Raw genomic sequence first — 26,985 nt, 5'->3', positions numbered from 1 at the left:
AAGGAATGAATCAATGATAAAAACCTTCCGACTTTCTGTTATTGCCTCATTGCTGGCAGGAAGTGGCATGTTAACTCTGGGGTTCCTACCCGTGCCCGGACATGCCGCGGCATCATCCTCTCGTATTTACACCGTGGAAAAACCAACCAGCCTCTACCAACTCGCTCTGCAAAGCGGGATACAAGTGACTGAACTGCGCCGTCTCAATCACGGCAGCCTCGACCAGCGCGATACCTTAGAGGTGGGCGAAAGCCTGCTACTTCCCGCAGACTCACCTCTGTTCCCCGTCGATGCCTCAGTCGTGGCCCCCCTTGCCAATAATCTGCCCGAATTGGGGATGGGCAACGATCCAGTATCCCAGCCAGATACCGATGCAATGAAGGTGGCAGGAACCCTACAAAACGTAGGCGCGCAGGACTGGAATGGTATGACGCAGGACCAGGTCAAAAATCAGGCTGGGAGCTGGGCAAAATCCCAAGCCATTAACCCATTGCAGCAGCAGGCACAAGACTTACTGGGAAAATTCGGCCAGGCACAGGTCAGCATTGCCGTGGATGACCACGGGGATTTCAGTAAAAGCACCTTCTCTCTATTTACCCCCTGGTATGAAAACGACGCCATGGTGGCCTTCTCACAGGTTGGTATTCATGACCAGGACAGCCGCACTATTGGCAACTTTGGTGCTGGCCTGCGCTGGGATAAGGGCAACTGGCTGCTGGGTTACAACACCTTTCTTGACCAGGACTTCAGCCGCAATCACAGCCGTCTGGGGCTAGGTGCGGAGCTGTGGACCGAGTCACTCCGGTTGGCGACCAACTTCTATCACCCCCTCTCCGGCTGGAAAGATTCCAAAGATTTTGATGACTATCTGGAACGTCCGGCCAAAGGGTTTGATGTCCGGCTACAAGGTTACCTGCCAGCTTATCCACATCTGGGGGCATCCGTGGTCTATGAGCAGTACTACGGCGATGAAGTGGCCCTGTTCGGCAAAGAGCATCTGCAAAAAGACCCGCGAGCCGTCACGCTGGGACTGGATTACACCCCATTCCCGCTGACCACGTTAAAAGTGAGCCACAAGGAAGGCCAGCAGGGGCAGAAGGAAGCACAGGTTGACCTGCAAATGAACTACCAGATAGGCACTGCCCTGAGCAAACAGCTCGACCCGGACAATGTGGCCGCCATGCGTTCACTGATGGGCAGTCGCTACGACCGGGTTGACCGTAATTACGACATTGTTCTGGAGTACAAGGAAAAGGCCGGTTTGTTGATGCTGGACTTAGCCGCGGTACCGGCCACTTTGCTGGAGGGTGATGTGTATCTGATGCAACCGTTGGTCAACGGCAAATACCCGATTGCCAGTGTGAGCTGGCAGGGTGACACAGTGCCGCTGGCCCTGTTGGCGACGGCGGGTGTCGATAATCATCAGGGCTGGCAAATTACTCTGCCGGCCTGGAACCCGGCACCGGCGGCAACGAACCGTTATCAACTGGCGCTCACCGTGGTGGACGAGAGAGGCCGTCAGGCGACCTCGAACCCGGTGGACATTATGGTCGGACAGCAACGGCTTGGGCAGTTGGTGCTGGAGAGTGCTGGTAGTGTACCTGCCTCCGGTCTGGCGACCGATGCCATTGTGCTGGCGGCCCACCTTGAAGACCACCTAGGACAACTGATCAATGACCCGCAGCTACAACCTGTCTGGCAAGTGATCGATGCGACCAGCGGGACACCGGTGGCATGGGTTGCCCCAGGAAGCTCCTGTCCGGTGGATGCGTTGGGCCTCCCGCAGCCCTGCGTTCAGATGGTGCAGGTTCAGACTGAGGTGCGCAGTGGCATCAACCACTACGTGGCAGAACTGGTCAGCACCCAGCTGGGAACCTTCCTGGTCCAGGCCGATCTGGGAGTCTACGGAGTGACTGCACCGCAGACAGTCAGCTTTACCAGTAGTGGCCCCACACTGGTCACCAGAGCTGAAATTCAGGACCCATCTGGGGTCGACCTGCTGACCAGTGGAGCCCATCCCCAAGTCGGGGTGGTCTATACCGTGAAGCTGTTTGATGCAGCCAATACCGACATTACGGCCACTATTCCGGCAACAGAGGTGCACTGGGCGCTGGATGGCACCAATACGGCGGGCTGCGCCATCACCCTGAACAACCATGATACCGGGGTGACGGGTTATCAGTTTACGCCACGTACCAATGGCAGCAGCAACAGCGGTGTGGCCTGTGGCGATCAGGGGTTTGGTCTGAAGGTGAACTGGTAGACCAAAGCGTCACACTCATCAATTTACGCTGGCTTCGCACCAAGCAGTACAACAGACAGATAGAGAGGAAAAGATAACGGATGAAAATGAATTTTACGCTAAAGAAACTGGCACTGGCACTGGCCATCACGGGCACTTCATTCAGTGCCGCTCAAGCTGCCAGCACCGCGGCCACGGCGTCGGTCCAAGGGAGTGCGCCGGTCCTGAGTGCTCCATCCAATAATGCTGTTGCCGCGGTGGACTTCAGCGGGACTTATGCGAGCCCGGACAGACTGACCACCGGGGACACGCTGGTGATGACCTATAAATACAACGACAGTGACGGTGACCTAGATAACTCACTCACCACTGTGGTCTGGCTTTACATTGATGCCGGCAGCGGTTTACCCGTAACCATTACGCCGGTGAATGCCCCGGCGGCGACATCGGGGGGGACTGGCACCTCGACCATTACCTTGCCAGCCGGTGCGATAGGGGCATCCGCCATCAGCGTCACCCTACAGGAATATTCAGCCACGGGTGACCCGGTCAGTGGATCCACGATTAGTGTTGCCGACACCAGCCTCGGCGGGGGAGGAACTCCCACACTACCAGGGCCGGTGGCACCGGGTGCTGATGTAGCCGGCGGTATCTTCCTGCAGTCTGATTCACCGGCTGCCGGCAGCGGGGCCATCGATTATGCCCGTTCCGGTACTCACCCGCAGGTGGGGGCGACCTATATCTTCCGAGCCTGGAATGACAGCAACAACAACGGTGTGTGGGATACGGGTGAAACCAACCTGACGACCACCCTGAGCAGTATTCAGTGGCAACTGGACGGCAGCAACACCACAGCGAATGGCAGCAGTACCGTGGTAACACTGAGCAACCACGCCATTGCAGGGGCGACCGGCGACACCTACACCGTGCCGGTTAACAGTGCGTCCAGCTCCGGTGCGACCCCAGGTGACCAGGGCTTCACCCTCAAGGTGAACTTTAACTAGACGTCGGATTTTAACAGACCATCTGACCGGGGCAGTGACGACTCGTAACAGAGTAATACTCCCCATCATCATTGATGACTAACCAAGGAAACAGAGAACAATGCACAGTACAAAGACCTTCACACTGAAAAAACTGGTGCTGGCTCTGGCGATTGCCGGCTACACCATGGGCAGCGCCTATGCGGTACTAACTCTCCCAACCGGCACTATTCAGGGAACAGCTCCGGAACTAATTGCACCGTCCAACAACGCAGTCCATGCCATTGACCTGAGCAGCAACGCCACCGGTACCACGCTGGCTACCGGCGATACCGTGACCCTAACCTATGGCTATTTCGACAATGACGGAGATGCCGACGCATCGACCACGCATGTGAGCTGGTATTACGTCAATAGTGGTGCAGACACACTGATTACAGGCGGTATTGTGAACACCCCGTCAACCGGGGGAACATCAGGAACCAGTGTGCTGACCATCCCAGGTGCAGCCATTGGTGCGAATGCGATAAAGGTAGTGATACAGGAGTATTCGGCATCGGGTGACCCGATAGCAGGGCAGACGATAACAGTCGCGGACACCGGTGTTGCCGGACCGGGGAACCCAACGGCGACACTGCCAGGGCCTGTTGCTCCAGGTACCGGATCGAACGCGGGCGTCACGCCGGGCATTTACCTCGCCAGCGACGCAACCTTCACCACCAACCTGATTGGCTCGACAGCTAATCTGAGCGTGGGTGAGTCCTATGTGTTCAGGCTGACGGACAGCGTGTCCGGTGCGGACCTGACCGCCAACGTCACTTATAACTGGCGTCTGGTGGGCACCAGTGCGACTACGGGCACAGTTGCTCCGGGGACCGGTTTTGACACCAGCGTGAGCAACGGCAACTTCACTGTACCGACGAATATAGTAGGTACCGTGCTAACGGGCTCGGCAGACGGCGTGCAGGGCTTCAATTTAGCAGTGGATTACAACTAATCCCAGGGTATGGCCCCACCCCCCTCATGGGCAGGTTTTCCTGCCCGTATTCAGGACGGTTGACTGTCATCGATGACAGGATCTGCCTGAGTCCCCGCAGAAGCGGGTGCTGAGTCAGGACAAGAAAAGGACACTGAAATGAGAAAGACAAAGACCCGGCCAGATTACCGCGGGCTGAAGGAGACTCTACTACTGCTAGTGATCTGGGTGGGGCTGGCAGTCACTCCGGGATGGGCGGTACTGAGTGATAATACTGGACAAATACAGGGCCGTGCGCCAACGGGGACGGTAACGTTGCAGGCATTGCTCCCAGATGGAGCGACGCTGGTGACAGACAATGCCACGCTGGGGCAAGCATTGATACCCAATCAGTTCAGTGTTTCACCCGATATCACGAACCCGGTCTTGCAGGATGCGGACGGTGATAGCGGGTTGAGTGAGCAACTCGATTTCCCTGGTGCTACGCTAACCTGGACACACAACGGAACGGCGCTGACGGCGGCCCAGTTGGCTGCGCCGTTGGGAAACAACTTCTCTGGCGAGACGTTAGCACTGACAGTAAGTGCACCGCTGACAATCAGCAGCGTGACAGGGTTGCCGACCACGGCAGGGGCACAGATCTACACAACTGAATATGCACTGGTCGTGGACACTGTGCCGCCAACAAACCCGCTGGAAATAACCCTTGATAAAAATACGGCGTATGTAGAAGGAGGAGTCATCAATATGACGGTAACGGCCAGAGACAGTGGGGGTAATCCTGTTTCGGGCGCTTTCATCAGTTTCGCGGCATCCGCTACCGTTGATCGCCAAGGTAACACTGGTGGCTGGACAGGCACCAGCGGTCCATTGTTGCTGGATAATACCAATCTTGGAGGGTTATTTGTCACCGGCCCCGATGGCACAGTGACTATAGCGGTGACTCAACCGGGCGGGCTGGGTGTAAAAACTACCATTACAGCCACTTCTGGGACGACAACCGCCTCTACGGACGTGATATTTGCCATTGTGACCAGCCCAGACACGCCTCTGGCAAATATGTATGGCCACATGTCGGAAACCGTGATTGCGAACAGCCGGACCTACAAACGGCCTATACTCCAGACAGAGTGGCCCGGTGGGTCAGCAATAACCATCAATAATGAGAGTTGGGGACGATACGAGTATACCTTCGCTGCTACTCAGCTGTGCGGCGGCAGTGTATATGTGCCGACATTAATCCAGTTGATTAGTCTTCAAGCTACCACGCCACTCGGCCAATTTGAAACAGTGCACGGGTGGCCTTCCGGGAATGCAAGTCTTGGCGAAGGATTTTACTGGTCAAATACCCAGGTAGCAGCATTGCAGCTGCTCTACGTGTTACACCTAAACACAGCTCAAGAAAGAGAGTTGTCGCCGGCAATTCCCTCGCTCATTACTTGCTTGCAAAATTAATGCTAAGCGCTGTTATTAAAAGGGTTGTATCGTATTAATGACGAGAAAGTAGCCTGAATTACACTGTCTATTTTTCAGGCTACCAACTGATAATATTGGCATCACTTTTCTCGGGGTTACCAGAATGACTCGTTCCAGCATGATGGGCCGAGCACATTGGGAATCAGTTACGATGACATCGTAAGATTGAAATAAGGAGGCATGAAGAGATTACGTAAGTGAATACGTCCATCCGGCACATGCATCATGGCTGTTTTCAACTGGTCATTGGAAACACTCAGATCAAGATTATTAATATTGGCATGAGAAATGAGTTGTTATGACTGATTGAAATCAACCTGCTCATGGGCCATGCATATATGTTACCAATAATCACGATGCCTCCTTAGAGGCTAGTCATCACTGTTATTGACTCGTCAACAACAGTCACGTCACTGTACAAAAATATTAATAAATTGAATACGAACCTTTTCCTGCTAATTTTGCACGATACATAGCCATATCTGCATGTGCTAACAATTCATTGCCCGCAGCCTCGCTACCCGAGGAAATCGTTGCACCAATACTGATGGATAAATGCATATCGGTATCACCAACACGCACTACTGTTGATAATTGCGATAATACATCTTCACAGACTTGCTTTACCTGGGCCTCGGGGTCAGACAGATTTGAGAGAATCACGGTAAACTCATCCCCCCCCAGTCGGGCCAGGTAGCCCTTGGACATTAACTTCTCAGACAAAATATCAGCAACAGTCATTAACACCAAATCACCGAAATCATGGCCTTTAGTATCATTGATTTTTTTGAAGTCATCTAGGTCGAGGAATAACAACGCTATGTGCTGACCCGCCGTGGTATTGTTCTTAATACTTGATGCCAACTGGTATAAAAAAGCCCGACGATTAGGCAACCCTGTGAGTATATCGTGATTGGCTTCATAGTCTGAACGTTGTTGCAGTGCTTTAAGCTCGCTAATATCCATAGACAGAATATAGAAACCGCCATTGTCACAAGGTACTAACGTGGTGCGAACCATCATCAGACCAAAATACGGGCGGAGTTCATTTTCAAAACTGACGGTATGCCCATTTAATACTTTCTCAATCATTGGCTTAGCAGTGTCATAGGCTTTTTCTCCCATAAAGTCACTAAGATGCATGTTTTTAAGTGTTGCCTCATCAAAACCAAACCACTTCATAAAAGTATTATTGGCAAACAGATAGACTTCGTTAGCATCAACCTGGCTAATTAATGCTGGCATATTATCTGTAATTGCGCGTAAACGTTCCTTTTCTGCATTGAGTAAACTTTGCGCCATAGCCCTGCTCTCAATTTCAAGATTGAGTTTATCAACTACAGTATTTAACTCTTTGGTTCTTAGCTCTATTCTATCCTCAAGTTCATCCTGCAAAGCATACAGAGCCACCTCAACATCTTTACGTTCAGTAATATCGACAATTACTGTAATGAAATGATGGGGAGAACCATCAGATTGGCGACTCAATGCCACAGACATTTGCACCCAGACAGTCTTTCTGTCTGAGCGAAAAAAGCGTTTTTCCATTGAATAGGATGGAATACTGCCCGCCAATAATTGATGTAGCAGTTTTAAATCAGCATCCAGATCATCTGGATGCGTAATATCTTGGAAGGTCAGTGCGAGTAATTCATGTTCAGAATAACGTAATATTTCACAAAGTTGCGAGTTACCTCTTAGCCAGTAACCATTAAGGGCAACCAGGGCCATCCCAACCGCAGCCTGAGAAAAAGTTTGTTCAAATAATGATTCACTGCACTTCAGATTAGACTCTAAATTCGCTGTGTATTTTTTTCGCTCAACGCAGTGTAAGTACTCTTCAACAATTGCAGAGAAATCACATAAGTCAGCAATATCTTGTGGCGAAAAAGCTCTCGGTTGGTGAGCAATCAGACACAAAGTCCCCATTGGCAAGCCTTTAAGGGATAACAACGGTTGTCCGGCATAAAATCGAATATTGGGGTATCCCGTAACGAGCGGATTATCACTGAAACGCAGATCTGTCAGTGTATCTGGGACAATAAAAGTCCCCGACTGCAAAATAGCATGTCCACAAAAAGAGATATCTCTTGCTGTCTCTTGCGCCTCTAATCCAACGCGCGACAAAAACCACTGACGATCACGGTCAATTAGAGAGACTAAAGCAATTTCCACACCAAAAAATTTAGCTGCAAGGCGAGTTACCTGATCGAGGTTTGCCACACCAGTAGCGCCCAATACAGACAGCGAATCCAAGGTTAACTGCCGCAGAATTTCATTCGTAGGTATATCTGGCTTAATCATCGTCAACACTCCAGTCATTGATTTGACTCGGACATGATCAAAGATTCAACAGTGTCCTCTATTAGATTTTTTTCTTATGCCATAACACCTTACAGATTCACATGCTCATAACTAACACTATCAATGATGGAATAAATCAATGTTAATCACAATACCTCTAAAAATTGAATTTAAAAGATAAACAAGATGACCGACTCAATTTTTGGTATCGAACCAGACCTTCCATTGTGGAACTGCGCTCGCAAAGGTTCCTCTATGGTTCGCCGAGCCTGTTGATATCGCCTCATCACTCTCCCCATAGTAGCTATGAACTGGGGATTTGATAACCTAGCGATAAGATTGGGCAGAACTAATAAGCCCGCCAATAGACATTAGCTTTTCTTTTCAAAGAACAGTGTCACTTTGGCAACTTCAACACCAAATTTGCGCAGTGATGTCTGGTTGAACAAATGGGTATAGTCCTGGCGATATAGCCAGTCATCAAAGTGCAGTTTTATGCTGCCGTTATCTGTTTTCACATCCATATCATAACGCCAGTTGAAAGCATTACCCGCGGTATAACCCTGAGCCACGCCGATGATATCCCCCGCCGTCCCCTGATAACTGCCATCCGCCTTTTTGATGATGCGCCAGATACGAGTCTGGTGCTCGCCATCATCAAAAACAAACTTCTCGTTGAGCGTCAGGGTATTGCCGACAACATCTCCTTGGATCACCACCTCAAAACGGCGAGTCTGTTTATTCTGATAATTCTGCAACATCCCCCAGGCGCGCGTTTCGCCGCTGAAGTAGCCAAACAAATCGAAAGTAGGTTTATTGTTTTGATAGTCATTGATATCGGCACTGCACCCAGCCAGTAAAAACAGCAAAGCCAGTAATAGACTTTTGATATTCATCAGATACCTCTCAACGGTCTGCAACCAACCGGATACTTAAGTCTGATAGTGGACGACAATAAAATTATCGCCCGGCTTCATCGGCGTTCAGCACTTAGTTGTACGGTACTGATCGAGCGCGCCAGAAAACCGGCTTCGCAATAGCACAGGTAAAATCGCCACTGGCGCTGAAAACGCTCGTCAAATCCTTGATGGTGTAATACTGGCCAGTTCTGCTCAAAACGCTCACGCCATTCTTGCAGCGTACGGGCATAATCTCGCCCCATATCAAACAGATCACACACCACCAGATCACTGTGCCGCGTGAGGGTATTGCACAGCGCGGTTATGGAAGGCAAAAAGCCCCCAGGGAAGACGTATCGCTGGATAAAATCCACATTGCTGCTGTATTGCTGATAACGCTGGTCGGTAATAGTGATCGCCTGTAACACCATTTTGCCTTTAGGTTTGAGTAACTGCTGGCACCGTTTTATAAATAAAGGCAAAAAGCGTTTACCCACCGCTTCGATCATTTCGACCGAGACCAGTTTGTCATATTGCCCCTTCAGCTCACGGTAATCCTCAAACAGTAGTGTCACGCGCTCCCCTAATCCGGCTTGCTTAATACGCTGCTGGGCATAATCGTACTGCTCCCGCGAGATAGTCGTGGTGGTGACACGGCAGCCATACTCTCGCGCCGCAAATTCCGCCAACGCTCCCCAGCCAGTACCAATCTCCAGCAGATGATCTTCCGGTTGTAAATCCAGTTGTTCGCACAAACGGCGCATTTTGGCCTGTTGCGCCTGTTCCAGCGTCATCGGTGTTTCGCGGTACAACGCGCTGGAGTAGAGCATTTCACTGTCGAGAAACTGCTGATAAAACGAGTTACCCAGATCATAATGTGCGGCAATATTGCGCCGTACCTGCCGCCGGTTATTATCGCGCAACAGGTGCACCAGCCGATGCCAGGGGGCAGTCAGCCAACTTAGACGAGCCTCCAGTTTATCGACTAACTGCATGTTACTGGCCAGCAACTGAAGCACGCGGGTCAGGTCAGGGCTATTCCAATAACCGTCAATGTAGCTTTCTCCACCAGCGATACTGCCGCCCAACAGTATTCGGCGGTAAACCCGTGGGTCATCAACCTCGATTTCAGCCTGTAGGGGGGCCTGAGCATCACCAAACTGGATTTCACCGACACCGACTTCACGCAGTAATAAGCCTCCCCCTTGCAACTGTTGTAGCAGGGTAAAAATAATGCGACGTGCACCTTTATTGTGCCCCGAAAAAGGGGTGCTGTCGGCGAGGGTGTATTCTGAGGAACTCATCGTTTATCCTTGCCGCCAGCGGCGGGGTGAGGGTAAATGGGTGTACGTTTCAGCCATAATTTCAGTGCCTGCCAGTAAATGGCAGCGGCAGTTTTCAGTGTCATTAAAGGCAGGAGCCATAACTGTCTGCGCAACGTTGCCCGCGTAAGAGGGTGTCGATAAAGCAGTAATGTGGCGTCAAATTCTCGACAGGCGCGGTGATTTTCAATATGAATGCGCAGCCGCTGTGCGGGGCTTGAGAGCCGCCAGTGGTAGGTCATGTCCATCGGGTTAAACGGTGACACATGAAAAACTTTATCGACGGTTGAGGTACCCTCTGGATTCACCGCGTAGGTATGGCGTTCATTCCACGGAGTGTTACGGACTTCGGCCAGCAACCAGCGCAGTTGGTCATCACTGTTATATAAATAGTAAAAGTTGACGGGATTGAAGTAACACCCTAGATAGCGCAACTGGCACAGCAGCATAACGCGACCATCCAATCTTTCACCGGTCAATTCGGCAATACGTTCCTGGGCTTTATGCTTGATATCGCCACCTCCCAGATAATCGCCACGATAAAACGACGCAGGGGAAAAACGTTCCAAAGCAATGCCCTGAGCAGGTAGCAGCGCCAGTTCGTCAAGATCAATCAGCGGCATAAAGATTCGATAATCAAAACTGTGTTGAACTGGACTAAAACGGCGATGGCGCACATGTCCAACATAAAGGGCGCTATTCATGTAGCGTTCTCCTGCAACAAAACCTGCGTGACGTCCAGCGCACTGCGTACTCCATCCTCGTGGAATCCGTTATACCAATAAGCCCCACAGAACCAAGTATTGCGCTGCCCGTTTATCAGCGAACGCTGCTGTTGTGCCAGTACAGTCGTCTGATTGAATACCGGGTGATGGTAACTAAAGCGGCGCAGAATAAGCGCCGGTTCAATCGGTTGTTGCGGGTTGAGTGTGACGCAAAAAGTCTGTGGCGCATCCAAGCCTTGCAGAATATTCATGTTGTAAGTCACGCTGGCGAGCTGGCTCTCTGCATGCTCGTCGCTGACAGGTAAGCGATAATTCCAACTGGCCCAGGCACGGCGCTGGCGAGGCAGCAGGCGAATATCGGTATGCAGAATGACATCATTCGCTTGATAGCCCAACTGAGCTAAAACCCCTTGTTCCTGCGGACTGGCATCGGCCAGAAGACACAATGCCTGATCGGCATGGCAGGCAAAAATCACCTGTTCAAAATGTTGTTGCCCCAAGGAGCTATGAAGTGTCACCCCTTGTGATTGGCGTTCAACTCGTTGGATTGGCGTATTCAGGTGCAGCGTCATGCAATCTGCCAGCACGGCCAACATACGGCGCACATACTCACGCGAGCCGCCGGGCACCACAAACCACTGTGGGCGGTTGGTGATGTCCAATAGGCCATGGTGATCGAAAAAACGCAAAAACAGTGCAAATGGAAACTGGCGCATGTCAGTCATGGAGGAAGACCAGATAGCTGCCCCCATCGGTAACAAGTAATGCTGAGAAAAATAGTGGGAAAAACCTTCTTGGTGCAGAAAATCGTCCACCGTTTGCGTTACAACACTGCCATTCGCCAGGTTTTTCTTACATTGGCGATTGAAGCGTACAATTTCTGCCAGAAGGCGATAAAAGCGTGGATTCAGCAGGTTACGGCGCTGAGCAAACAGAGTATTAAGCGTATGGCCGTTATATTCCAGTCCACTACGTGGATGCGTAACCGAGAAGCTCATCTCTGTGGCTTGGCCACTGATGCCCAATTCAGCCAATAGAGCAATAAATTGCGGATAGGTTCGCTCGTTATAGACAATAAATCCGGTATCGATAGCGTAGCTGCGCCCTTCCGACGTGACATCTACAGTCGCGGTATGCCCACCGGGATAATCATTGGCTTCAAACAGTGTAACCTGATGTTTTTTAGCTAATTTCCATGCACAAGTCAGACCGGAAATCCCGCTACCGATAATGGCAATTCTCATTGGATTACCTCACCAAACGCTTGGCAAGCCAGCGTTGTAGAGCTTGTGGAAGTAGACCTGCCAGTCGTAGCAGCGCGGCGAACAGTGGGGGAAAAGCAATTTCCGCCGCTCCTTTTGCCAGACCAGAACGAATATAGTGCGAAGCCTGCTTAGAAGTGATTATCATCGGCATGGCAAAATCATTGCGATCCGTCAGCGGTGTGGCAACAAAACCAGGTAATATCAGCGATACATTAATACCCGATTTTGCCAAATCCACTGCCAGGCTACGGGCAAAATAGGCAAGAGCCGCTTTTGAGGCTCCATAGGCTTCTGCCCGCGGCATAGGGAGCATGCTGGCTGTTGACCCCACTAGTGCGATCCGACTCCCAGACGACAGCTGTGGTAACAGAGCATCTAAACAATTGATCGGCCCGAGAAAATTAGTATTAAGCACCCGTGCAACTCGCTCAGCCTCTACGACACCGTTATCAAGGTATTCACAGGTTCCGGCACATAAAATCACCAGGTCGGCCGAGCAGTCCGCTAAAGCTTTGCGAGTCTCAGACAAATCGGTTATATCGAAACGTCGCGTTACAATAGTGGGGTGATGCACACCAAGTGCTATCAGTCGAGTTTCATCACGTCCACAGGCGGTCACCAGCCAGCCCTCGGCGGCATAATCAAGTGCCAGTTGCTGACCAATGCCGGAAGTGGCCCCGGTGATCACCACGTGCTTCATGCTCTCAGCCTCTTCTTCAATTTGACAACAACCCCGCCGAGCAGCGGTATATGTTCATAAAGCATCGCACCCAGGTCGTAGTAATCGCGCTGATAGATAACTCGCTGTTCAGCAAAACGTAGCTGGCTGATACCCTCTAAACTGAGCAAACTGCCACGGCGTAGGCGTGGATGGGAATAAGTCATATGCCAGCACACAGTGGCTTGTTGCTCATGGTGCTGGATGTCCGTAAGGGTAAAGCTACAGGTACTTAAATTACTGATAAGTAACTGAAAATAAGCTTCAAGTGAACTTAACCCCTGATGTTCTCCGACGGGATCGACAAAGTAAATATCGCGATGATAAACATCAGATAAGTTGGCCAGACGTGCTATATCCAGTGTGGTATAGAATTGCGAAAAACGAGCCAATAGTGCTTCAGCGTTACTCATGGTGGTGCTCCGAAGCAACGATTAGCGGAGTATGGTTATCGATAAGCGTAATGTTCAAACCAGCATCGCACCAAGCTGTTAATTGCCGCCGTTTGGCAGTATTAAGCACCCCATCAGTGCAGAGGAAGTAGCGCTCGGCCTTAAACATTGCCAACTGTGGATATTCCAACGATCCCGGCAAGACATCGATATGCATATCGTTTTTCGCCAGAACGATGGCGGCCATCCACAACTCGGTAGGATCGGTATTTCCCCATCCCAAGAGCAATACATTTTCCCCTGGCTTCTTACGTGCACCGAGCATACAAAAAGTCGCATACTCAATGATCACCCCATCCAGCAGGCTACACAGCATCTGCAGCAATTGGTGGTCATTCTTAAGCTGTGAACGCAATGGTCTTAGCACATATTCAATCAGAGCCTGAGGTGGATATTCGCGTCCTAATTCAAAGATACGGCTACGGAGTTTATGCGGTGCAGGAGCCTGAATCAGAGCCAGCAACTGTTGTTGGAGCGTTACCCAATTAGTGCTGTCATCAGGCACCGTGCCGCCGTCGAGTAGAGGTTTAATCTGGCTAACCGGCACACCGCGTTCTATCCAGCGGAGAATACTGCGGATACGTTTAATGTCGTCATCATTGAACTGTCGATGTCCGCCTTCAGTACGTTGAGGCTTTAACAGGCCATAACGCCGTTGCCAGGCACGCAATGTTACCGGGTTAATACCGCAAAGCTGTGCAACCTCACTGATGCTATATAACGCCATGACACTTACCTTGCCTGAAACAGCCATAGATTAACCATAGTGGATTTATGTAAAGTTGTACAAGAAAATAATAATTGTACAATTTTAAGTAAAGAGTGACGAAAGGGATTACGGTGGTGAAATTAGATGGACGCTGACGTGTTCTCTGGGGAATGAATAGCTGATACCGAATGAGCAGTACCAGCAAACAGTGTAGAGGAGAAGAGTGCTCGATAAATAGATTAATAGCGGGTTGTTGTCAAAAATAATTGTCAGATATTCAGCTTAAGAATATCCGCAGTAGAGGAATAAATATCGATTACCCAACAATCTCTTTTATATAACTTAGTGTTTTCCTGGCAGAATTCTGACCAATGTATTGTCGCGCATAATATAGTGATGAAATATTGCTGCCGCAGCGTGCAAACCGACAATGAAATAACCCGCATTGGCAATAAATTCATGGATTTCTTTTAAATCATGCTGCATAACACTATTTTCAGCACTTGCCACTGGCATCGCATACGAGAAAAATGACCATTCGACGTGACCATAATACAGAGACAAAACACCAAGGAATGGCAAACTAATAAATAAAAGATATAAAACTCCATGAACGGCTTTTGAAAGAACCAGTTGCCAGCGTGGAGGAGTAGGAGTGATATCAGGATCTTTATGTGTCATTTTTAGAATAATACGGACCAACATTAAAATCATTACGCTAACTCCGAACGTATAATGCAGGGTCATCATCAATTCACGGATATCACTGCCTTTGGCGGCAAATCCTTTCAATTCCATTGCGGCATAAGTGAGTACAACTAAAATAAAAATAACCCAATGGAATAAAATTTGGTTAGGTGAAAATTTCTTGTTCATGACATACCCTCTGAATTTTTATATTTCAATTTATACCGATTACATTAAGTAAACATTAAGCTACTGAAATAAAAAAACTCTATTATCAAGGCTATTTATTCGATCCGTCCTACTGTGGTTTCAGCTTGTGACCGAACCAAATAGCATGCCAACACCCGATGATACCCCCATAGCAAGTGCACTCCAGAAGGTAATCCGAAGAATACCTGGCCATATTGGTGCTCCGCCTGCTTTCGCCGCAATCCCCCCCAGAACAGCCAAAGAAGTCAATGCTGATAGGCTAATAGCGGAAATTGCCCAGTCAGCCGAGACAATGAACGCGACCAACAAGGGCAATATTGCGCCCGCAGAAAAACTCATTGCAGAAGCCCAGGCCGCTTGTAATGGGCGGGCGGTGGTGATTTCAGATATCCCCAGTTCATCACGTGCGTGAGCACCTAACGCATCATGACTCATCAGTTTTTCCGCCACTTGCCTAGCCAGTGCCAGATCAAGGCCACGATGGACATAAATCGAGGTTAACTCACGATATTCACCTTGGAAATCAGAGTTCAGCTCCGCTTGCTCTTCCGCCAATGCGGCCTTTTCTGTATCTGACTGGGAAGAGACAGAAACATATTCCCCGGTTGCCATCGACATCGCACCTGCAACCAGACCTGCAATGCCGGTCAAAAGAATACTCTGATGTGTTGCATTGGCTGACGCGACCCCCAATAACAAACTTGCGGTAGAGACAATCCCGTCATTTGCACCAAGAACCGCAGCCCGGAGCCAGCCTATCTTTTCTATACTATGCCGTTCTCTGTGCATCGTAGCGCTGCCTTTTAGAGTAAAACTTCAGAGTTTATCAAGCCGCTGTTGAATATCCTGATGCCGGCCTTTATCTGCCAATTCTCTGCCTGAACGTACTGGGGCAGTTAGTGCTTTTTGTAAATAGACTTTTGCATCCGCTTTGCGCCCTTGATCCAATAGAAAATCGCCATAGAAATAGTTGGGATCTATACCTGTTGGGTTCACCTGTAATGCTTTTTTTAACAACAGTTCGGCTTGTTTTTTATCACCAAAACCAATAGGCCAACCGGGAACTTGATAATAAAGGGTTCCGAGGCTGGTATAAGCAGATCCATCCAACGCATTAGCATCGAGTTTTATTGCCAGCTCCAGCTTAACTTTCGCATCCTTAACCAAATCCAATGCTCCCAGCCCCCCCTTCTCCCCTGCCCAACTGCTTTTAATAATGGCTGACCAAATTAATAGATCAGCACGTGACCCGTTGGCTGAACTGGCTTTATCTGCCACGGTACTGAGTTTTTCCAGGCAGGACTCTTTCTGTTTTGCCGCCACCTGATATTGGCAAACAGCCCATTGATTTTGGATATCGGCCAATTCACTCTGGGCATAAACCTCAGTACTACCAAGAACAGTGAATAATAATATTAACGTCTTCATTATGAATCCTTCTTATCACTGTAAGCATGAGCATGGCGGGCAATAATAGCGTGTTGCTTAGCGAGAGCTTTATCAACAACGCTGGGGAGAATTGCATTTAATTTGACCAAGAACTGCTCCGGCCATCCCAGCCATCGCCGTGCTATTTTTTTATTAAGTGCAATAACCGCCTGTTTAGCCACAAATTCGGCACTATCACTTTTTGTCCCTAATTCTGCATTCATGGCATAAACAGCTGTTGAATTAAGCGTGGTTTGTGTAGCTCGAGGCGCAAAATAGAGAACATTGATGGCCGAACCGCTTAATTCCCGGGCCAGCGCCTCACTGAAACCACGTAAGGCGAATTTACTGGCGCAATACACGCTATATCCGGCATAACCAATACTACCCAAGCTGGAACCAATATTCATAATAATGCCGGGCTTACTAATATAAGGTAGCAAAGCTCGAGTCAGTAATATCGGCGCCTGAATATTCAGTGATAACTGCTGTACTATTTGTTGCTCACTTTGATCCTCAAGCCACGCAAAGTGATTGGTACCAGCATTATTGATTAAAATATCAATACTGGGTTGATCCCTAAGTACCTCAATCTGTTTTGCCAATACCGCTGAGTCACAAAGATCGGCGACCCATAATTGATGATCCTCGGGATTGGGTAAGGTATTCAAAAGCTGTGTAAGAGCAATTTCATTGCGTCCGTGCAATATCAAACAAGCGCCCTGCCTCGCCAATGCATGAGCCAGTGCCCAACCAATACCGCCACTGGCTCCGGTCAGTAGAATACGGCTATTATTGAGTTTCATTGCGGTTGCCCCATCAGGCCACGCAGCATATCCCCATAAAGCTGATAAACCACCTTGGCGGAGTGAATAATCGCTGCCCGATCGTCAATTTTTTCAACCTTATTCATTAGTGATTCAAAAAAAACCAGGTGTTCTTTATCCAGTTCGCCGTGTGAACGGAGGTAGCTCATCGCTTTTTCTGGCAACCCCAAGCCTTGTTTAAGTTGTTGGGCTACCGTGGTTGCAATAGCAACACTGGTCCCTTCCAGGACCTGCACCATACCAAAAATACCCATAGGGTTTAGGCGTGATACATGATCGTAGAGAAAGGCGAGCATTAACTCTATCGCCAATACCGGCTGACCATCACGTACGGCCTGCACATTGCCACCGCAAGTGCGAATATCATTTAGTATCCATTCCTGGTGCCCATATTCTTCATCAATATATTCAGCAATAGCACCGCGAACCCACTCATACTCTGAGTTCATCCGACCACCTGCCGTCATCAATAAAGGGACTGTGTGACTAACGTGATAGAAGGCCTGGGTCAAAAAGGCGATATACATTTCGGCATTAATATTGCCACTGCGACAAGCCTCTATAACCGGTGCAGAAAGAAGCGTTTCTCTATCCACCGCAGTATCATGCTGTAATTGTTGATAAAAATTCATACAATATCCCCGGCAATTAATTGGTGGATTCGGGTGTGATATTCCGACAGGATTTGCTGCCTTTTTGGACGCCCGTTATTGGTTAATAACCCGTTCTCTACACTTAGTTGGGCTAGAAGATAGTGGTGAACCTGCGCGTAATCAGGCAACCGGCTATTAAGTTGAGATATTTGATCTGCAAGGCTATTTTCATAACCCGGTGTCGGTTGGATCAAGGCAACATTGGCACTTAACCCATCACCAAAGATGACGATACGAGAAATTGCTGGAAAAACTTGTGCTTCAGCTTCAACCCATTCAGGTGAGAAATTCCGACCAAACGCCGTAATCTGAACATTCTTTTTACGGCCAGTAATATGCAGGAAACCCTGGTTATCAAAATACCCCAAATCGCCAGTCGCTTGAGCAAGTGCCGGTGCTGGCTCGCCCAAATAGCCAAGCATGGTTGAACCAGAAATCAGAATTTCTCCATCTTGCGCGATGCTTATCTGACAATGCGATAATGGCTTACCCACTGAGCCTGGCAACATACTTCCCTGCGTATTCAGGGCAACCACCGAACCACATTCTGATAACCCATATCCTTCATAAACGGGTAATCCTAATTGATGTGATTTAGCCACTAAATCCGTTGCAACCTTGCCACCGCCAACAGCAATAAAACGTAAACTCTGTGCCAGGTCTGGGTTTATGGCACACAACATCACCAACAAACGTAATAGTTCGGGAACCAGTACCAAGCTGTGTGGACGCCACTGTTGAATGGCTTGGGCAAAGATTTGATAAGAGAATTGGCTAGAACCGGTAAAGCCTACTTCAGCAAGAGGTGGTACACGGCTACACGCGCCACTTAGCAGTGGGACATAAAGTCCGGTAATGTTTTCAAGTAATGTCGAAAGGGGCAGCAGTGTCAGATGCTGTTGAACGTTGGCAGGCGCCACCCTGTCGATAAGCGAAAGGCTGACTTGCATCATATGCTCCCAACTCAGACATACCCCTTTGGGGTGACCCGTGGTTCCTGATGTATAAGTGATTTTTGCGGTATGAGGTCGTAATTCGGGCACAGATACCGGTTGACGACGTTGCAGTTCGTATTCAAATGATTTGGTTGTGACCCAACCCGCACGCGCGGGGCCAATCAGAGCATCCGCACCGCTACTCTCAAATAGCCAATTCTGCTGTTCATTACTGAAAAAAATGGGCACTGGTATAATAACGATATGAGCTAATGCGCAAGCCAAATCGATAATAGCCCAATCAATGCCGTTATCCAGCAAGAGTGCGAGTCGCGCTATTTTCTGCTGGCGGAGTCTTTCTGCCAACATCTCTATTTTTGGTAGTAATTCACCGTAGTTAATCACCTGATGACTGTCACACAGCGCAGGGCGTAGAGGGTCTTGTATCGCCATTTTTGCTAAGTGTTCAAAAAGGATCATCGTTGTGTTCTCATTTGAAATGTAAAAATACTGGGCATTGGCGCAAACAAAGAAAGTAACAAGCTGGTTTTACTTAGAATTTGGCGGCCCTGATTTAAATCGCTAACCATCACACAAGGCTGGCTCTGGTAGTATTCTCCCCATGCCAAAGCATCTTCGCCGAGACGATTTGCCAGAGCAGGAGCAAGCTCTAGTGGGTTTAAATTTAATCGGTGAAAAATATTGCGTAATTTTCGGGTGCCGGTAAACACCACGTAATCAAGCTGGTTCTCACATAACAACCGGCAAATAGCCGCAAACATAATTCGCGCATTTCCTGATTCCGAACAAGCAAAGTTACCTATTTCAACCAAACGACTACGTAAAACCGAATGCCCTGTTTGCATTGCAATAACTGACTCAATAGGTGCGTCCAAATAACGCTCAAGATAGAGTGACCCTGAATCACCACTATTCAGGCCACAGGCACCCACGAGGACACCATCAGCACGATGCAGTCCTAATAAATGTGGTAGAAAATGAGGTATAGTGGCATTGAACTCACGTCTATATTCCCGCTGAATATATTGACGCAGTTCGTTTTCTTCTTGCTCATTCTGAGAAAATAACAACTGGTAAGGTGCCTGAATATTCATGTTCATAATCACTCCTTGTACTGATAATAAGGAGTGTAATGATGGATGCTTAAGAAAAACTTAAGCTGATTCAGTATTTACATTTCACGATTAAAATAACAGAATAAATAAAGATTAAGAGGATTAGCGACTCCGCTGGACAGCAATCCCAGTCCTAAAACTGGATTATTTGCAGTAATTCATAATATTAATCATCTGATTAGTATTTGCGGTCAGCTGTTATCTGGAGTGTCAAATTGCAAGAAAATAAAGTTGTCGATGATATTAATAATAATTCTCATGAACGTTTTCGTGCAGCCCGAAAAAGCACCTGGATAAGTGTACTTGTTAATTGCTTCCTGACATTAGGGCAGGTAATTACCGGAATATTCTCTGGGTCTCAAGGGCTTATAGCCGATGGTATTCATTCTTTATCTGATTTAGTGGCAGACTTTGTTGTACTTATTGCAAATCACAAAAGTAAAAAAGATCCCGATGATGACCACCATTACGGTCACCACCGTTACGAAAATGGCGCATCATTAATTTTGGGGGCAATATTACTCATTGTCGGTATCGGGATGCTGTGGTCGGCAGCAAATAAAATCCAACACCCCGAGGCGATCCCTCAAGTGCATATCATTGCACTTTGGGTGGCCTTAGCTGCTCTGGTTTTCAAAGAGCTTCTTTTTCGCTATATGTTGGCTGTTGCTACCCGTGTTAAATCCAGCATGCTAGTTGCCAATGCTTGGCATGCACGTTCTGATGCTGCTTCGTCTTTGGTTGTTTCTCTTGGGATTATTGGTAACTTATTAGGTTTTAAATTCCTTGATCCAGTTGCCGCGCTGATCGTTGGTCTGATTGTGACCAAGATGGGTTACTCATTTATGTCCGACTCACTACACGACTTAATGGACAGGGCTGTAGACATTGAAACTGAAGAAAAAATAAAAACAACGTTATTGGCTACGCCCGGTGTTGACGGTATTCATGATCTGAAGACAAGAAAAATGGGTGACTTGGTTATTGTTGATGTTCATTTAGAAATTGATGGTAATTTATCGGTAAAGGAAGGACATGACATTGCAGTTACAGCCAGAAATGCTGTATTAGATAATCATCATGTTTTAAATGTAATGACACATGTCGACCCATCTAATATAGACAATAAAAAGCCAAGTAATAACGGTGATTATTTATAACTATTATTATCAAATTTAAAAAACGCATTAAAACCAAACTCAGACTGTTAGAACTGGCACGATAATGGGGTAATGTTTAGGAAAAAAATAAAATAAGAATGACGTGGCCATCAAACAAAGAACGCGCATTGACTACACGCCAGAACAGCAAGCAGTTATCTGGGATAGATATCAACAAGACCCGACGAAAAGAGTCCATGTATTGCGGACTCTTTTGGGGTTCTAGGTATTTCTAAATTGTCTTTTCAGCAATAGTCTTATCCACATCACTGATTAGTTTCCTCTGAAACAGAGCTTCTTTTTCTGAACTATTGTTTAAGCCGCCTCCCTGCTTCATCTGTCACTTTTTCACCATCTTCTTTCGTAAATACCCCTTTCTGCAGCTCCGGAAGGATATCCAGCACCACCTCTGAAGGACGACACAACCGGGTACCGAGCGGGGTGACAACGATTGGGCGATTGATCAAAATTGGATGCTGCAACATAAATCCAATCAGTTGTTCATCAGTAAACTGCTCATCAGCAAGACCAAGCTGCTCATAAGGTTCAACGTTCTTACGCAGCAACGCACGCGCTGTCATTCCCATATCTGTAATAAGTTTTACCAATTCATCATGAGACGGCGGGGTATCGAGATAATAAATAATCGTCGGTTCGTTGCCGCTGTTGCGGATCATCTCCAGCGTGTTACGTGAAGTACCGCAGGCCGGGTTGTGATAGATGGTTATGTTGCTCATATCGGTATCTCATTACAAAGTGACAGAGAGCCGCAACGCCAGTGCGGCCAGAGTGACAAATAGCACGGGTAGGGTCATGATAATGCCGGTGCGGAAGTAATATCCCCAGGTGATAGTCATATTTTTCTGTGAAAGCACATGTAGCCACAGTAGTGTCGCCAGACTGCCAATCGGCGTGATTTTAGGTCCTAAATCGCAACCAATGACATTGGCATATACCATCGCCTCTTTGATGACCCCGGAAGCCGTGCTTCCGTCAATCGACAAAGCGCCAATCAGTACTGTGGGCATATTGTTCATGACTGACGACAGAAATGCCGTCAGGAAGCCGGTTCCAAACGTTGCCGCCCATAATCCGTGATCTGCCAGAACATTCAGCACACCGGAAAGATACTCCGTAAGCCCTGCATTGCGCAGGCCGTAGACCACCAGGTACATCCCCAACGAGAAGATAACGATCTGCCAAGGTGCCCCCCGTAATACTTTCCCGGTATTTATGGAATGACCTCTTTTCGCCACGGCAAACAGGGCAACGGCACCAGTTGCAGCAATCGCACTGACGGGAATTCCCAACGGCTCAAGCACAAAGAAACCAACGAGCAGCAACACAAGGACAATCCAGCCCGCTTTAAACGTGGCAGGATCTTTAATGGCACTGCCGGGTGATTTCAGCAGTGCTATGTCATAGGTAGCGGGGATATCCTTGCGGAAAAAGAGGTGCAACACGACCAATGTGGCTGTAATGGCAGCAATATCAACCGGAATCATGATCGAAGCATATTCCGTAAAACCGAGCCCGAAGAAGTCAGCAGAGACAATATTCACCAAGTTTGAAACGATAAGCGGCAGACTGGCTGTATCTGCGATAAACCCGGCTGCCATAACAAAGGCCAGGGTTGTTCCTTTGCTAAAGCCCAGCGCGAGCAACATGGCAATAACTATCGGCGTCAGGATGAGAGCCGCACCATCGTTGGCGAACAAGGCTGCAACAGTCGCACCCAGCAATACAATCCAGGTGAAAAGCAAACGCCCGCGCCCATTGCCCCAGCGAGAAACATGCAGAGCAGCCCATTCAAAGAAGCCCGACTCGTCAAGCAACAGGCTGATGATTATCACGGCGATAAACGTCGCGGTGGCGTTCCAGACAATATTCCAGACTACCGGAATGTCATTGACGTGAATTACACCACAGACCAGCGCCAACACGGCACCAATACTCGCGCTCCAGCCAATGCCAAGACCTTTAGGCTGCCAGATGACCAGAATCAGGGTTAGTAAAAAGATGCTTCCTGCCAGGAACATTTCAGACTCCATAACATATGATTAAAGATATATATTTACGAGTAAGCTAACAAGGCGTGGTCGCTGATTGTGTCAACCATCCGCGAACATCTTCCCGCAGGCACTGCCAGGTCGTTGCAATTACTTCAGCTGCCCACGCAGGCATATGCGGAGAAAGTCGGTAGTGAATCCATTTACCTTCCCGACGGTCTAGAACCAGCTCTGCCTCACGTAATATCGCCATATGGCGTGATACTTTAGGCTGTGACTCCGAGGTAGCCCCGCAGATATCACAGACGCATAATTCCCCGGACTCTTTGAGAAGCATGATGATAGCCAGCCGGGTTTCATCTGACAGGATTTTGAAAAGCTGTACAGGTTGTAGCATCTTTTGCCTCGATACAGTTACATTACATATATGATATATCATATATGTATGCTTTGAAATCATCAGTTCCCAATGGCAGAGAGAAAGTAGAACAATTCAGCATCGCAAATTAGTCATTGGTGGTAAAACGTGGCGGGCTATGAGTCCCAACAGCCAGAATATGGATTTACTATTGACCGCCAACCGCTCTGCTTTTCTTCCGCGAGGCCATTCGGTACCAGGATGAATCTGAGGTAATGACTATCGATAAAAGTAGCGGCAGCATGGGCCACACTCAATATCGACAAAATAGAAGAGGAAATCAGCACTACCAGGCTGAGTAAAAAAACAGACAGCACCTATTTTACTGACACTATTCTGTTAATGTGACAGAGCCATTTTACGTCATCCTTTTATTGCAAATTTACTGTTTCTCCGAATGCCAGAAAAATTTCATTGACTAAACGTTGTGCCATTGGGGTTAGTGACACATGCTGGTTGTGAATAAAACTATAATGCCCCTGAGGAAATGACTCTTTAATCGGAATAGAACACAACCGGTCTTTAAGATAGGGAACATTTAGTAATTCTTTTGGCGCGATAGTTAAGTACCCTTCATTAAGAATAAGTCGTTCACCCAATATTGTTGAGTCACCAATCATTAGAGAACTTGACTGGCCCCGACCATTAGGAAAGACAAATTTATTCATATCACTGTAATATCCTGCACTAGCCTTTGGTAGATACCACTTGGCTTCCTTCAACTCTGCTAATGAAGTACACATTGCAAGTGGGTGATCTTTAGCTGCGACGACACAAAATTCCGACGTCATGAGTGGTTTCTCAATAAAACTACCAAGTGATATATGTGGGTTAACGATACCAATAAAAAAATCCATCTGACCAATACGCAAGTCAGGCAACAACTCTGACAATTGTCCTTCGGTCATGATGATGTTGACTTGTGGATACTTGTTCTGAAATTTTGTTATTACATCAGGGAGAATAGAGAAGGAAAGTAAATAGGAACACCCGAGTGTGACAGTCCCGCTTGAAGATAAGTGAATCTGTTCTATTTCATCGGTGGCCCGCTGTATCTCATTCAGGATCAATTGCATTCTGGGTCTGAAGACTCTCCCCATCTCGGTAAGAACAACCCCTTTAGCCCCTCTCACCAATAGAGGAACACCCAATGTTGTTTCCAGTTCTCTTATTGATCGGGTCAGTGCCGGCTGAGTTTGATTTAACGCCTCTGCCGCCGCACGAAAACTTCCATGGTTTATTACTGCCTGAAACGCCTCCAATTGGCTTAATTTCGGTAATCGATTCATAGCATACTGACTCACATCATTTTTTAAGACTAGATAGTTAAGTATAATCCAACTATCGAAAGTGATAGCACCTTTGTCAGACGAAGGCCGTTGTGCTCTTTTGCTGATTCTGTATCTTCGTTAATCAAAACCTGAGTAATATTCTGTTTTTTTTTGCTAGAGAGGTATTATCAATATACTCACTAAATAATTCCATAATTCCCTAAAAATAAATGAAACTTCTTACACGCAAAATCTTAGTTCCGAACACAAAAATCTGTAATAAAAAATAAAACAGTTTTTAATATTTTTTATTATGTTGCACTAATCCATACATGCTAGCATCGCATTGTTATTCAATGAAAATTCAAATCTAAGTTTAAAAAAAGCATCATTCACAACAGAAATGGTCACTTCCCAAGCCAAGAAACATCTCATATGATTCTCAAACAATTTAGCAAGCACACTTATGATTTTTTTCATCATAAGGCAGAAATTAAAGTGAGATACATTTAAAAAACACGTTCTCAGCCTTCAGGGAAGTAGCATTTCTGATTTCAAATTGTATTCTTACTCATCATTAATATATATCAGGCCAACCTGTCGATAAATTAATGGAAATGATTAATACATTGATGCATTAAATTAACCATAAATAATATAATGATATTACCATTCTACTAAATGGTTTTATTTTATATTTTTATGAAAACCACTCACATCATGTGAATATTAAACCACCATTTGAGTTTATATTTAAATAACTCAATTAAAACGTTAGGAGTATATATGAAAAAGTTAGCGATCATCGTCGCTCTGGCAACCGTATTCGGTTCTGTTAATTTCGCTCAAGCAGCCTCTACCGGTACCATTAATTTTAGTGGTGAACTAACAGCATCTACCTGTGATATCTCTGTAGATGGTCAGGGCGCAGACGCGACTGTCATATTACCAACAGTAAGCACCAGCCAACTGACTGCGGCGAATCAGGTTGCAGGTAGCACCGGTTTTAATATGGCGCTGAGCAACTGTAATGGCACGCTGAAGACTGTGTCTGCTTTCTTTGAAGCGGGTTCAAGTGTGGATGTGGTGACCGGCCACTTGAAAAACATGAGTGGTACTGCGAGTGGTGTTAGCCTTGAATTACTGGATGCATCTAACGCAATGGCCTCAATTAAAGCTGGCAACAGCAGCCAGGCAACCAGCACAACCTATATTGATGCAAGCTCAGGCTCTGCAACACTGCCGTATGCGGTTCAATATTATGCTAACAGTGCAACTACTCCGGGTACTGTTATCAGTAACGTGGTTTACTCTATTCAGTACAAATAAGCATTAACAAATAAACCTAGAATATTAAGGGCAGAACTCTGCCCTTTTTGACGGCAAGAACTAAAATATGAGGATAGCTATATCTTCTTTACTCTCTTATGAGGTTGCCATGAGCATCATTCATCGAAAGGCCTTTACACTATTTTCAGGCTTATTTTTAATATTACTCACTGGATACTCTGTTCAGGCTAGTGTAGTGATCAGCGGAACCCGGGTTATATATCCTGAGAACCAAAAGGAAGTGACGGTAAAAGTCACTAACATGGGCAGTGGCCCTGTAGTATTACAAAGCTGGATTGATAATGGTGATGTGAATGCTCGCCCAGAAACATTAAAAGTTCCTTTTGTTCTTACTCCGCCAATTAACCGGGTTGAGCCAAATAAAAGTCAGACATTACGTATTAGCTATACTGGCACGACATTACCAAAAGATAGAGAATCTGTTTTTTGGCTTAACGTATTAGAAATACCGGCTAAAGCTGATACTAACAGTAAGCAAAACTATTTACAGATGGCTTATCGGTCACGTATTAAATTATTTTTCCGTCCCCAAGGGTTGATAGGAAATCCTAATGATGCCGCAAAATCATTAGTCTGGACGAAAGTCTCTGGTGGACTTAAAGCCACTAACTCTACACCTTTTCATATTTCGCTGGTAACCGTAGGGGTGAATATTGGTGGTAAGCCATCACGAATTGAAGGACAAATGATAAGTCCTAATGATTCAATGACATTTGCATTACCAGATAATAGTTCGGTATCCACAGTTGATATTGAATTTGTTAATGATTACGGCGCAGTGAATAAACTGAGTCAGGCTATCAAACCCTGACAAATATTATTTTCTATTA

At 47.3% G+C, this 26,985-nt stretch carries 26 protein-coding genes and 1 pseudogene; 7 read left to right on the top strand and 20 right to left on the bottom strand.

Annotated elements, in window-relative coordinates:
• Window positions 1-13: 13 nt before the first annotated feature.
• The 4 genes from DJ58_RS13240 to DJ58_RS13255 all read left to right on the top strand — a co-directional run bounded on the left by DJ58_RS13240 (window position 14) and on the right by DJ58_RS13255 (window position 5,656).
• On the top strand, window positions 14-2,263 hold the full coding sequence (locus DJ58_RS13240; RefSeq protein ID WP_004706872.1) for an inverse autotransporter beta domain-containing protein: 2,250 nt from the start codon (window positions 14-16) through the stop codon (window positions 2,261-2,263).
• 80 nt (window positions 2,264-2,343) lie between these two features.
• Complete coding sequence (locus DJ58_RS13245; protein WP_004706873.1) at window positions 2,344-3,246, top strand: SinI family autotransporter-associated protein; 903 nt, start codon at window positions 2,344-2,346, stop codon at window positions 3,244-3,246.
• A 100-nt stretch (window positions 3,247-3,346) separates the two neighbouring features.
• Entirely contained in the window at window positions 3,347-4,222 is an 876-nt protein-coding gene (locus DJ58_RS13250) for a SinI family autotransporter-associated protein (protein WP_004706874.1), read from the top strand.
• A 138-nt stretch (window positions 4,223-4,360) separates the two neighbouring features.
• Window positions 4,361-5,656 carry an adhesion domain-containing protein gene (locus DJ58_RS13255; protein WP_032910312.1) on the top strand — a complete coding sequence of 432 codons (1,296 nt, stop codon included), beginning with the start codon at window positions 4,361-4,363 and terminating at the stop codon, window positions 5,654-5,656.
• A 125-nt stretch (window positions 5,657-5,781) separates the two neighbouring features.
• On the opposite strand, the pseudogene DJ58_RS23875 reads toward DJ58_RS13255, so the two are convergent.
• From DJ58_RS23875 to DJ58_RS13330, 16 genes and pseudogenes are all read right to left on the bottom strand, one after another.
• Window positions 5,782-5,952: pseudogene (locus tag DJ58_RS23875) on the bottom strand (ParA family protein); the annotation flags it as partial.
• A gap of 151 nt (window positions 5,953-6,103) precedes the next feature.
• Window positions 6,104-7,981 (bottom strand): diguanylate cyclase domain-containing protein, encoded by a 1,878-nt coding sequence (locus DJ58_RS13260; RefSeq protein ID WP_032910313.1) that lies wholly within the window; start codon window positions 7,979-7,981, stop codon window positions 6,104-6,106.
• 371 nt (window positions 7,982-8,352) lie between these two features.
• Window positions 8,353-8,877, bottom strand: a complete 525-nt coding sequence (locus DJ58_RS13265) for a DUF3833 domain-containing protein (RefSeq protein ID WP_004706877.1) — start codon at window positions 8,875-8,877, stop codon at window positions 8,353-8,355.
• A gap of 77 nt (window positions 8,878-8,954) precedes the next feature.
• Window positions 8,955-10,184 (bottom strand): SAM-dependent methyltransferase, encoded by a 1,230-nt coding sequence (locus DJ58_RS13270; protein ID WP_032910314.1) that lies wholly within the window; start codon window positions 10,182-10,184, stop codon window positions 8,955-8,957.
• On the bottom strand, window positions 10,181-10,906 hold the full coding sequence (locus DJ58_RS13275) for a DUF1365 domain-containing protein (protein WP_032910315.1): 726 nt from the start codon (window positions 10,904-10,906) through the stop codon (window positions 10,181-10,183). Before DJ58_RS13275 ends, DJ58_RS13270 begins: the two co-directional genes overlap by 4 nt.
• Window positions 10,903-12,171, bottom strand: a complete 1,269-nt coding sequence (locus DJ58_RS13280; protein ID WP_004706880.1) for an NAD(P)/FAD-dependent oxidoreductase — start codon at window positions 12,169-12,171, stop codon at window positions 10,903-10,905. The genes DJ58_RS13275 and DJ58_RS13280 overlap by 4 nt, the downstream gene beginning before the upstream one ends.
• A gap of 4 nt (window positions 12,172-12,175) precedes the next feature.
• On the bottom strand, window positions 12,176-12,892 hold the full coding sequence (locus tag DJ58_RS13285) for an SDR family NAD(P)-dependent oxidoreductase (protein WP_032910316.1): 717 nt from the start codon (window positions 12,890-12,892) through the stop codon (window positions 12,176-12,178).
• The gene (locus DJ58_RS13290) at window positions 12,889-13,323 is read right to left on the bottom strand and encodes a nuclear transport factor 2 family protein (protein ID WP_050413875.1); all 435 of its coding nucleotides are present in this window, start codon (window positions 13,321-13,323) and stop codon (window positions 12,889-12,891) included. The genes DJ58_RS13285 and DJ58_RS13290 overlap by 4 nt, the downstream gene beginning before the upstream one ends.
• On the bottom strand, window positions 13,316-14,089 hold the full coding sequence (locus DJ58_RS13295) for a MerR family transcriptional regulator (protein WP_032910318.1): 774 nt from the start codon (window positions 14,087-14,089) through the stop codon (window positions 13,316-13,318). Before DJ58_RS13295 ends, DJ58_RS13290 begins: the two co-directional genes overlap by 8 nt.
• Before the next feature lie 324 nt (window positions 14,090-14,413).
• Entirely contained in the window at window positions 14,414-14,947 is a 534-nt protein-coding gene (locus DJ58_RS13300) for a cytochrome b (RefSeq protein ID WP_004706884.1), read from the bottom strand.
• A 120-nt stretch (window positions 14,948-15,067) separates the two neighbouring features.
• Entirely contained in the window at window positions 15,068-15,757 is a 690-nt protein-coding gene (locus tag DJ58_RS13305) for a VIT1/CCC1 transporter family protein (protein WP_032910319.1), read from the bottom strand.
• A gap of 27 nt (window positions 15,758-15,784) precedes the next feature.
• Entirely contained in the window at window positions 15,785-16,396 is a 612-nt protein-coding gene (locus DJ58_RS13310; RefSeq protein WP_172460448.1) for a tetratricopeptide repeat protein, read from the bottom strand.
• Window positions 16,396-17,202 carry an SDR family oxidoreductase gene (locus tag DJ58_RS13315; protein ID WP_032910321.1) on the bottom strand — a complete coding sequence of 269 codons (807 nt, stop codon included), beginning with the start codon at window positions 17,200-17,202 and terminating at the stop codon, window positions 16,396-16,398. The genes DJ58_RS13310 and DJ58_RS13315 overlap by 1 nt, the downstream gene beginning before the upstream one ends.
• On the bottom strand, window positions 17,199-17,855 hold the full coding sequence (locus DJ58_RS13320; protein ID WP_050413876.1) for an iron-containing redox enzyme family protein: 657 nt from the start codon (window positions 17,853-17,855) through the stop codon (window positions 17,199-17,201). The genes DJ58_RS13315 and DJ58_RS13320 overlap by 4 nt, the downstream gene beginning before the upstream one ends.
• Complete coding sequence (locus tag DJ58_RS13325) at window positions 17,852-19,291, bottom strand: AMP-dependent synthetase/ligase (RefSeq protein ID WP_032910322.1); 1,440 nt, start codon at window positions 19,289-19,291, stop codon at window positions 17,852-17,854. Before DJ58_RS13325 ends, DJ58_RS13320 begins: the two co-directional genes overlap by 4 nt.
• On the bottom strand, window positions 19,288-19,932 hold the full coding sequence (locus DJ58_RS13330) for a thermostable hemolysin (RefSeq protein WP_004706889.1): 645 nt from the start codon (window positions 19,930-19,932) through the stop codon (window positions 19,288-19,290). Before DJ58_RS13330 ends, DJ58_RS13325 begins: the two co-directional genes overlap by 4 nt.
• A 230-nt stretch (window positions 19,933-20,162) precedes the next feature.
• Between DJ58_RS13330 and DJ58_RS13335 the strand changes: the two genes are divergently transcribed.
• On the top strand, window positions 20,163-21,107 hold the full coding sequence (locus DJ58_RS13335; protein WP_004706890.1) for a cation diffusion facilitator family transporter: 945 nt from the start codon (window positions 20,163-20,165) through the stop codon (window positions 21,105-21,107).
• Window positions 21,108-21,415: 308 nt separating this feature from the next.
• On the opposite strand, the gene arsC is transcribed toward DJ58_RS13335, so the two are convergent.
• The 4 genes from arsC to DJ58_RS13355 form a co-directional block, all read right to left on the bottom strand.
• On the bottom strand, window positions 21,416-21,844 hold the full coding sequence (gene arsC, locus DJ58_RS13340) for a glutaredoxin-dependent arsenate reductase (protein ID WP_032910324.1): 429 nt from the start codon (window positions 21,842-21,844) through the stop codon (window positions 21,416-21,418).
• Between the two features lie 12 nt (window positions 21,845-21,856).
• Entirely contained in the window at window positions 21,857-23,146 is a 1,290-nt protein-coding gene (locus tag DJ58_RS13345; protein WP_032910325.1) for an arsenic transporter, read from the bottom strand.
• Window positions 23,147-23,192: 46 nt separating this feature from the next.
• The gene (locus tag DJ58_RS13350) at window positions 23,193-23,513 is read right to left on the bottom strand and encodes a transcriptional regulator (RefSeq protein ID WP_032910326.1); all 321 of its coding nucleotides are present in this window, start codon (window positions 23,511-23,513) and stop codon (window positions 23,193-23,195) included.
• A gap of 392 nt (window positions 23,514-23,905) precedes the next feature.
• The gene (locus tag DJ58_RS13355; RefSeq protein ID WP_004706894.1) at window positions 23,906-24,823 is read right to left on the bottom strand and encodes a LysR substrate-binding domain-containing protein; all 918 of its coding nucleotides are present in this window, start codon (window positions 24,821-24,823) and stop codon (window positions 23,906-23,908) included.
• A 768-nt stretch (window positions 24,824-25,591) separates the two neighbouring features.
• On the opposite strand from DJ58_RS13355, the gene DJ58_RS13360 reads away from it, so the two are divergent.
• Window positions 25,592-26,134 carry a fimbrial protein gene (locus DJ58_RS13360; protein WP_004706895.1) on the top strand — a complete coding sequence of 181 codons (543 nt, stop codon included), beginning with the start codon at window positions 25,592-25,594 and terminating at the stop codon, window positions 26,132-26,134.
• 109 nt (window positions 26,135-26,243) lie between these two features.
• A complete protein-coding gene (locus DJ58_RS13365) occupies window positions 26,244-26,966 on the top strand; it encodes a fimbrial biogenesis chaperone (RefSeq protein WP_032910327.1) in 723 nt (240 codons plus the stop codon).
• The last annotated feature ends 19 nt before the right edge of the window (window positions 26,967-26,985 follow it).

The organism is Yersinia frederiksenii ATCC 33641 (assembly GCF_000754805.1).
Classification (GTDB): Bacteria; Pseudomonadota; Gammaproteobacteria; order Enterobacterales; family Enterobacteriaceae; genus Yersinia; species Yersinia frederiksenii.
The sequence above is the reverse complement of the archived record's forward strand: the minus strand, read 5'-3'. Positions and strand labels throughout refer to the sequence as shown.

Coding starts and splice junctions, on each gene's coding strand:
- DJ58_RS13240 (WP_004706872.1), top strand. CDS start 14: ATGATAAAAACCTTCCGACTTTCTGTTATTGCCTCATTGCTGGCAGGA.
- DJ58_RS13245 (WP_004706873.1), top strand. CDS start 2,344: ATGAAAATGAATTTTACGCTAAAGAAACTGGCACTGGCACTGGCCATC.
- DJ58_RS13250 (WP_004706874.1), top strand. CDS start 3,347: ATGCACAGTACAAAGACCTTCACACTGAAAAAACTGGTGCTGGCTCTG.
- DJ58_RS13255 (WP_032910312.1), top strand. CDS start 4,361: ATGAGAAAGACAAAGACCCGGCCAGATTACCGCGGGCTGAAGGAGACT.
- DJ58_RS13260 (WP_032910313.1), bottom strand. CDS start 7,981: ATGATTAAGCCAGATATACCTACGAATGAAATTCTGCGGCAGTTAACC.
- DJ58_RS13265 (WP_004706877.1), bottom strand. CDS start 8,877: ATGAATATCAAAAGTCTATTACTGGCTTTGCTGTTTTTACTGGCTGGG.
- DJ58_RS13270 (WP_032910314.1), bottom strand. CDS start 10,184: ATGAGTTCCTCAGAATACACCCTCGCCGACAGCACCCCTTTTTCGGGG.
- DJ58_RS13275 (WP_032910315.1), bottom strand. CDS start 10,906: ATGAATAGCGCCCTTTATGTTGGACATGTGCGCCATCGCCGTTTTAGT.
- DJ58_RS13280 (WP_004706880.1), bottom strand. CDS start 12,171: ATGAGAATTGCCATTATCGGTAGCGGGATTTCCGGTCTGACTTGTGCA.
- DJ58_RS13285 (WP_032910316.1), bottom strand. CDS start 12,892: ATGAAGCACGTGGTGATCACCGGGGCCACTTCCGGCATTGGTCAGCAA.
- DJ58_RS13290 (WP_050413875.1), bottom strand. CDS start 13,323: ATGAGTAACGCTGAAGCACTATTGGCTCGTTTTTCGCAATTCTATACC.
- DJ58_RS13295 (WP_032910318.1), bottom strand. CDS start 14,089: ATGGCGTTATATAGCATCAGTGAGGTTGCACAGCTTTGCGGTATTAAC.
- DJ58_RS13300 (WP_004706884.1), bottom strand. CDS start 14,947: ATGAACAAGAAATTTTCACCTAACCAAATTTTATTCCATTGGGTTATT.
- DJ58_RS13305 (WP_032910319.1), bottom strand. CDS start 15,757: ATGCACAGAGAACGGCATAGTATAGAAAAGATAGGCTGGCTCCGGGCT.
- DJ58_RS13310 (WP_172460448.1), bottom strand. CDS start 16,396: ATGAAGACGTTAATATTATTATTCACTGTTCTTGGTAGTACTGAGGTT.
- DJ58_RS13315 (WP_032910321.1), bottom strand. CDS start 17,202: ATGAAACTCAATAATAGCCGTATTCTACTGACCGGAGCCAGTGGCGGT.
- DJ58_RS13320 (WP_050413876.1), bottom strand. CDS start 17,855: ATGAATTTTTATCAACAATTACAGCATGATACTGCGGTGGATAGAGAA.
- DJ58_RS13325 (WP_032910322.1), bottom strand. CDS start 19,291: ATGATCCTTTTTGAACACTTAGCAAAAATGGCGATACAAGACCCTCTA.
- DJ58_RS13330 (WP_004706889.1), bottom strand. CDS start 19,932: ATGAACATGAATATTCAGGCACCTTACCAGTTGTTATTTTCTCAGAAT.
- arsC (WP_032910324.1), bottom strand. CDS start 21,844: ATGAGCAACATAACCATCTATCACAACCCGGCCTGCGGTACTTCACGT.
- DJ58_RS13345 (WP_032910325.1), bottom strand. CDS start 23,146: ATGTTCCTGGCAGGAAGCATCTTTTTACTAACCCTGATTCTGGTCATC.
- DJ58_RS13350 (WP_032910326.1), bottom strand. CDS start 23,513: ATGCTACAACCTGTACAGCTTTTCAAAATCCTGTCAGATGAAACCCGG.
- DJ58_RS13355 (WP_004706894.1), bottom strand. CDS start 24,823: ATGAATCGATTACCGAAATTAAGCCAATTGGAGGCGTTTCAGGCAGTA.
- DJ58_RS13360 (WP_004706895.1), top strand. CDS start 25,592: ATGAAAAAGTTAGCGATCATCGTCGCTCTGGCAACCGTATTCGGTTCT.
- DJ58_RS13365 (WP_032910327.1), top strand. CDS start 26,244: ATGAGCATCATTCATCGAAAGGCCTTTACACTATTTTCAGGCTTATTT.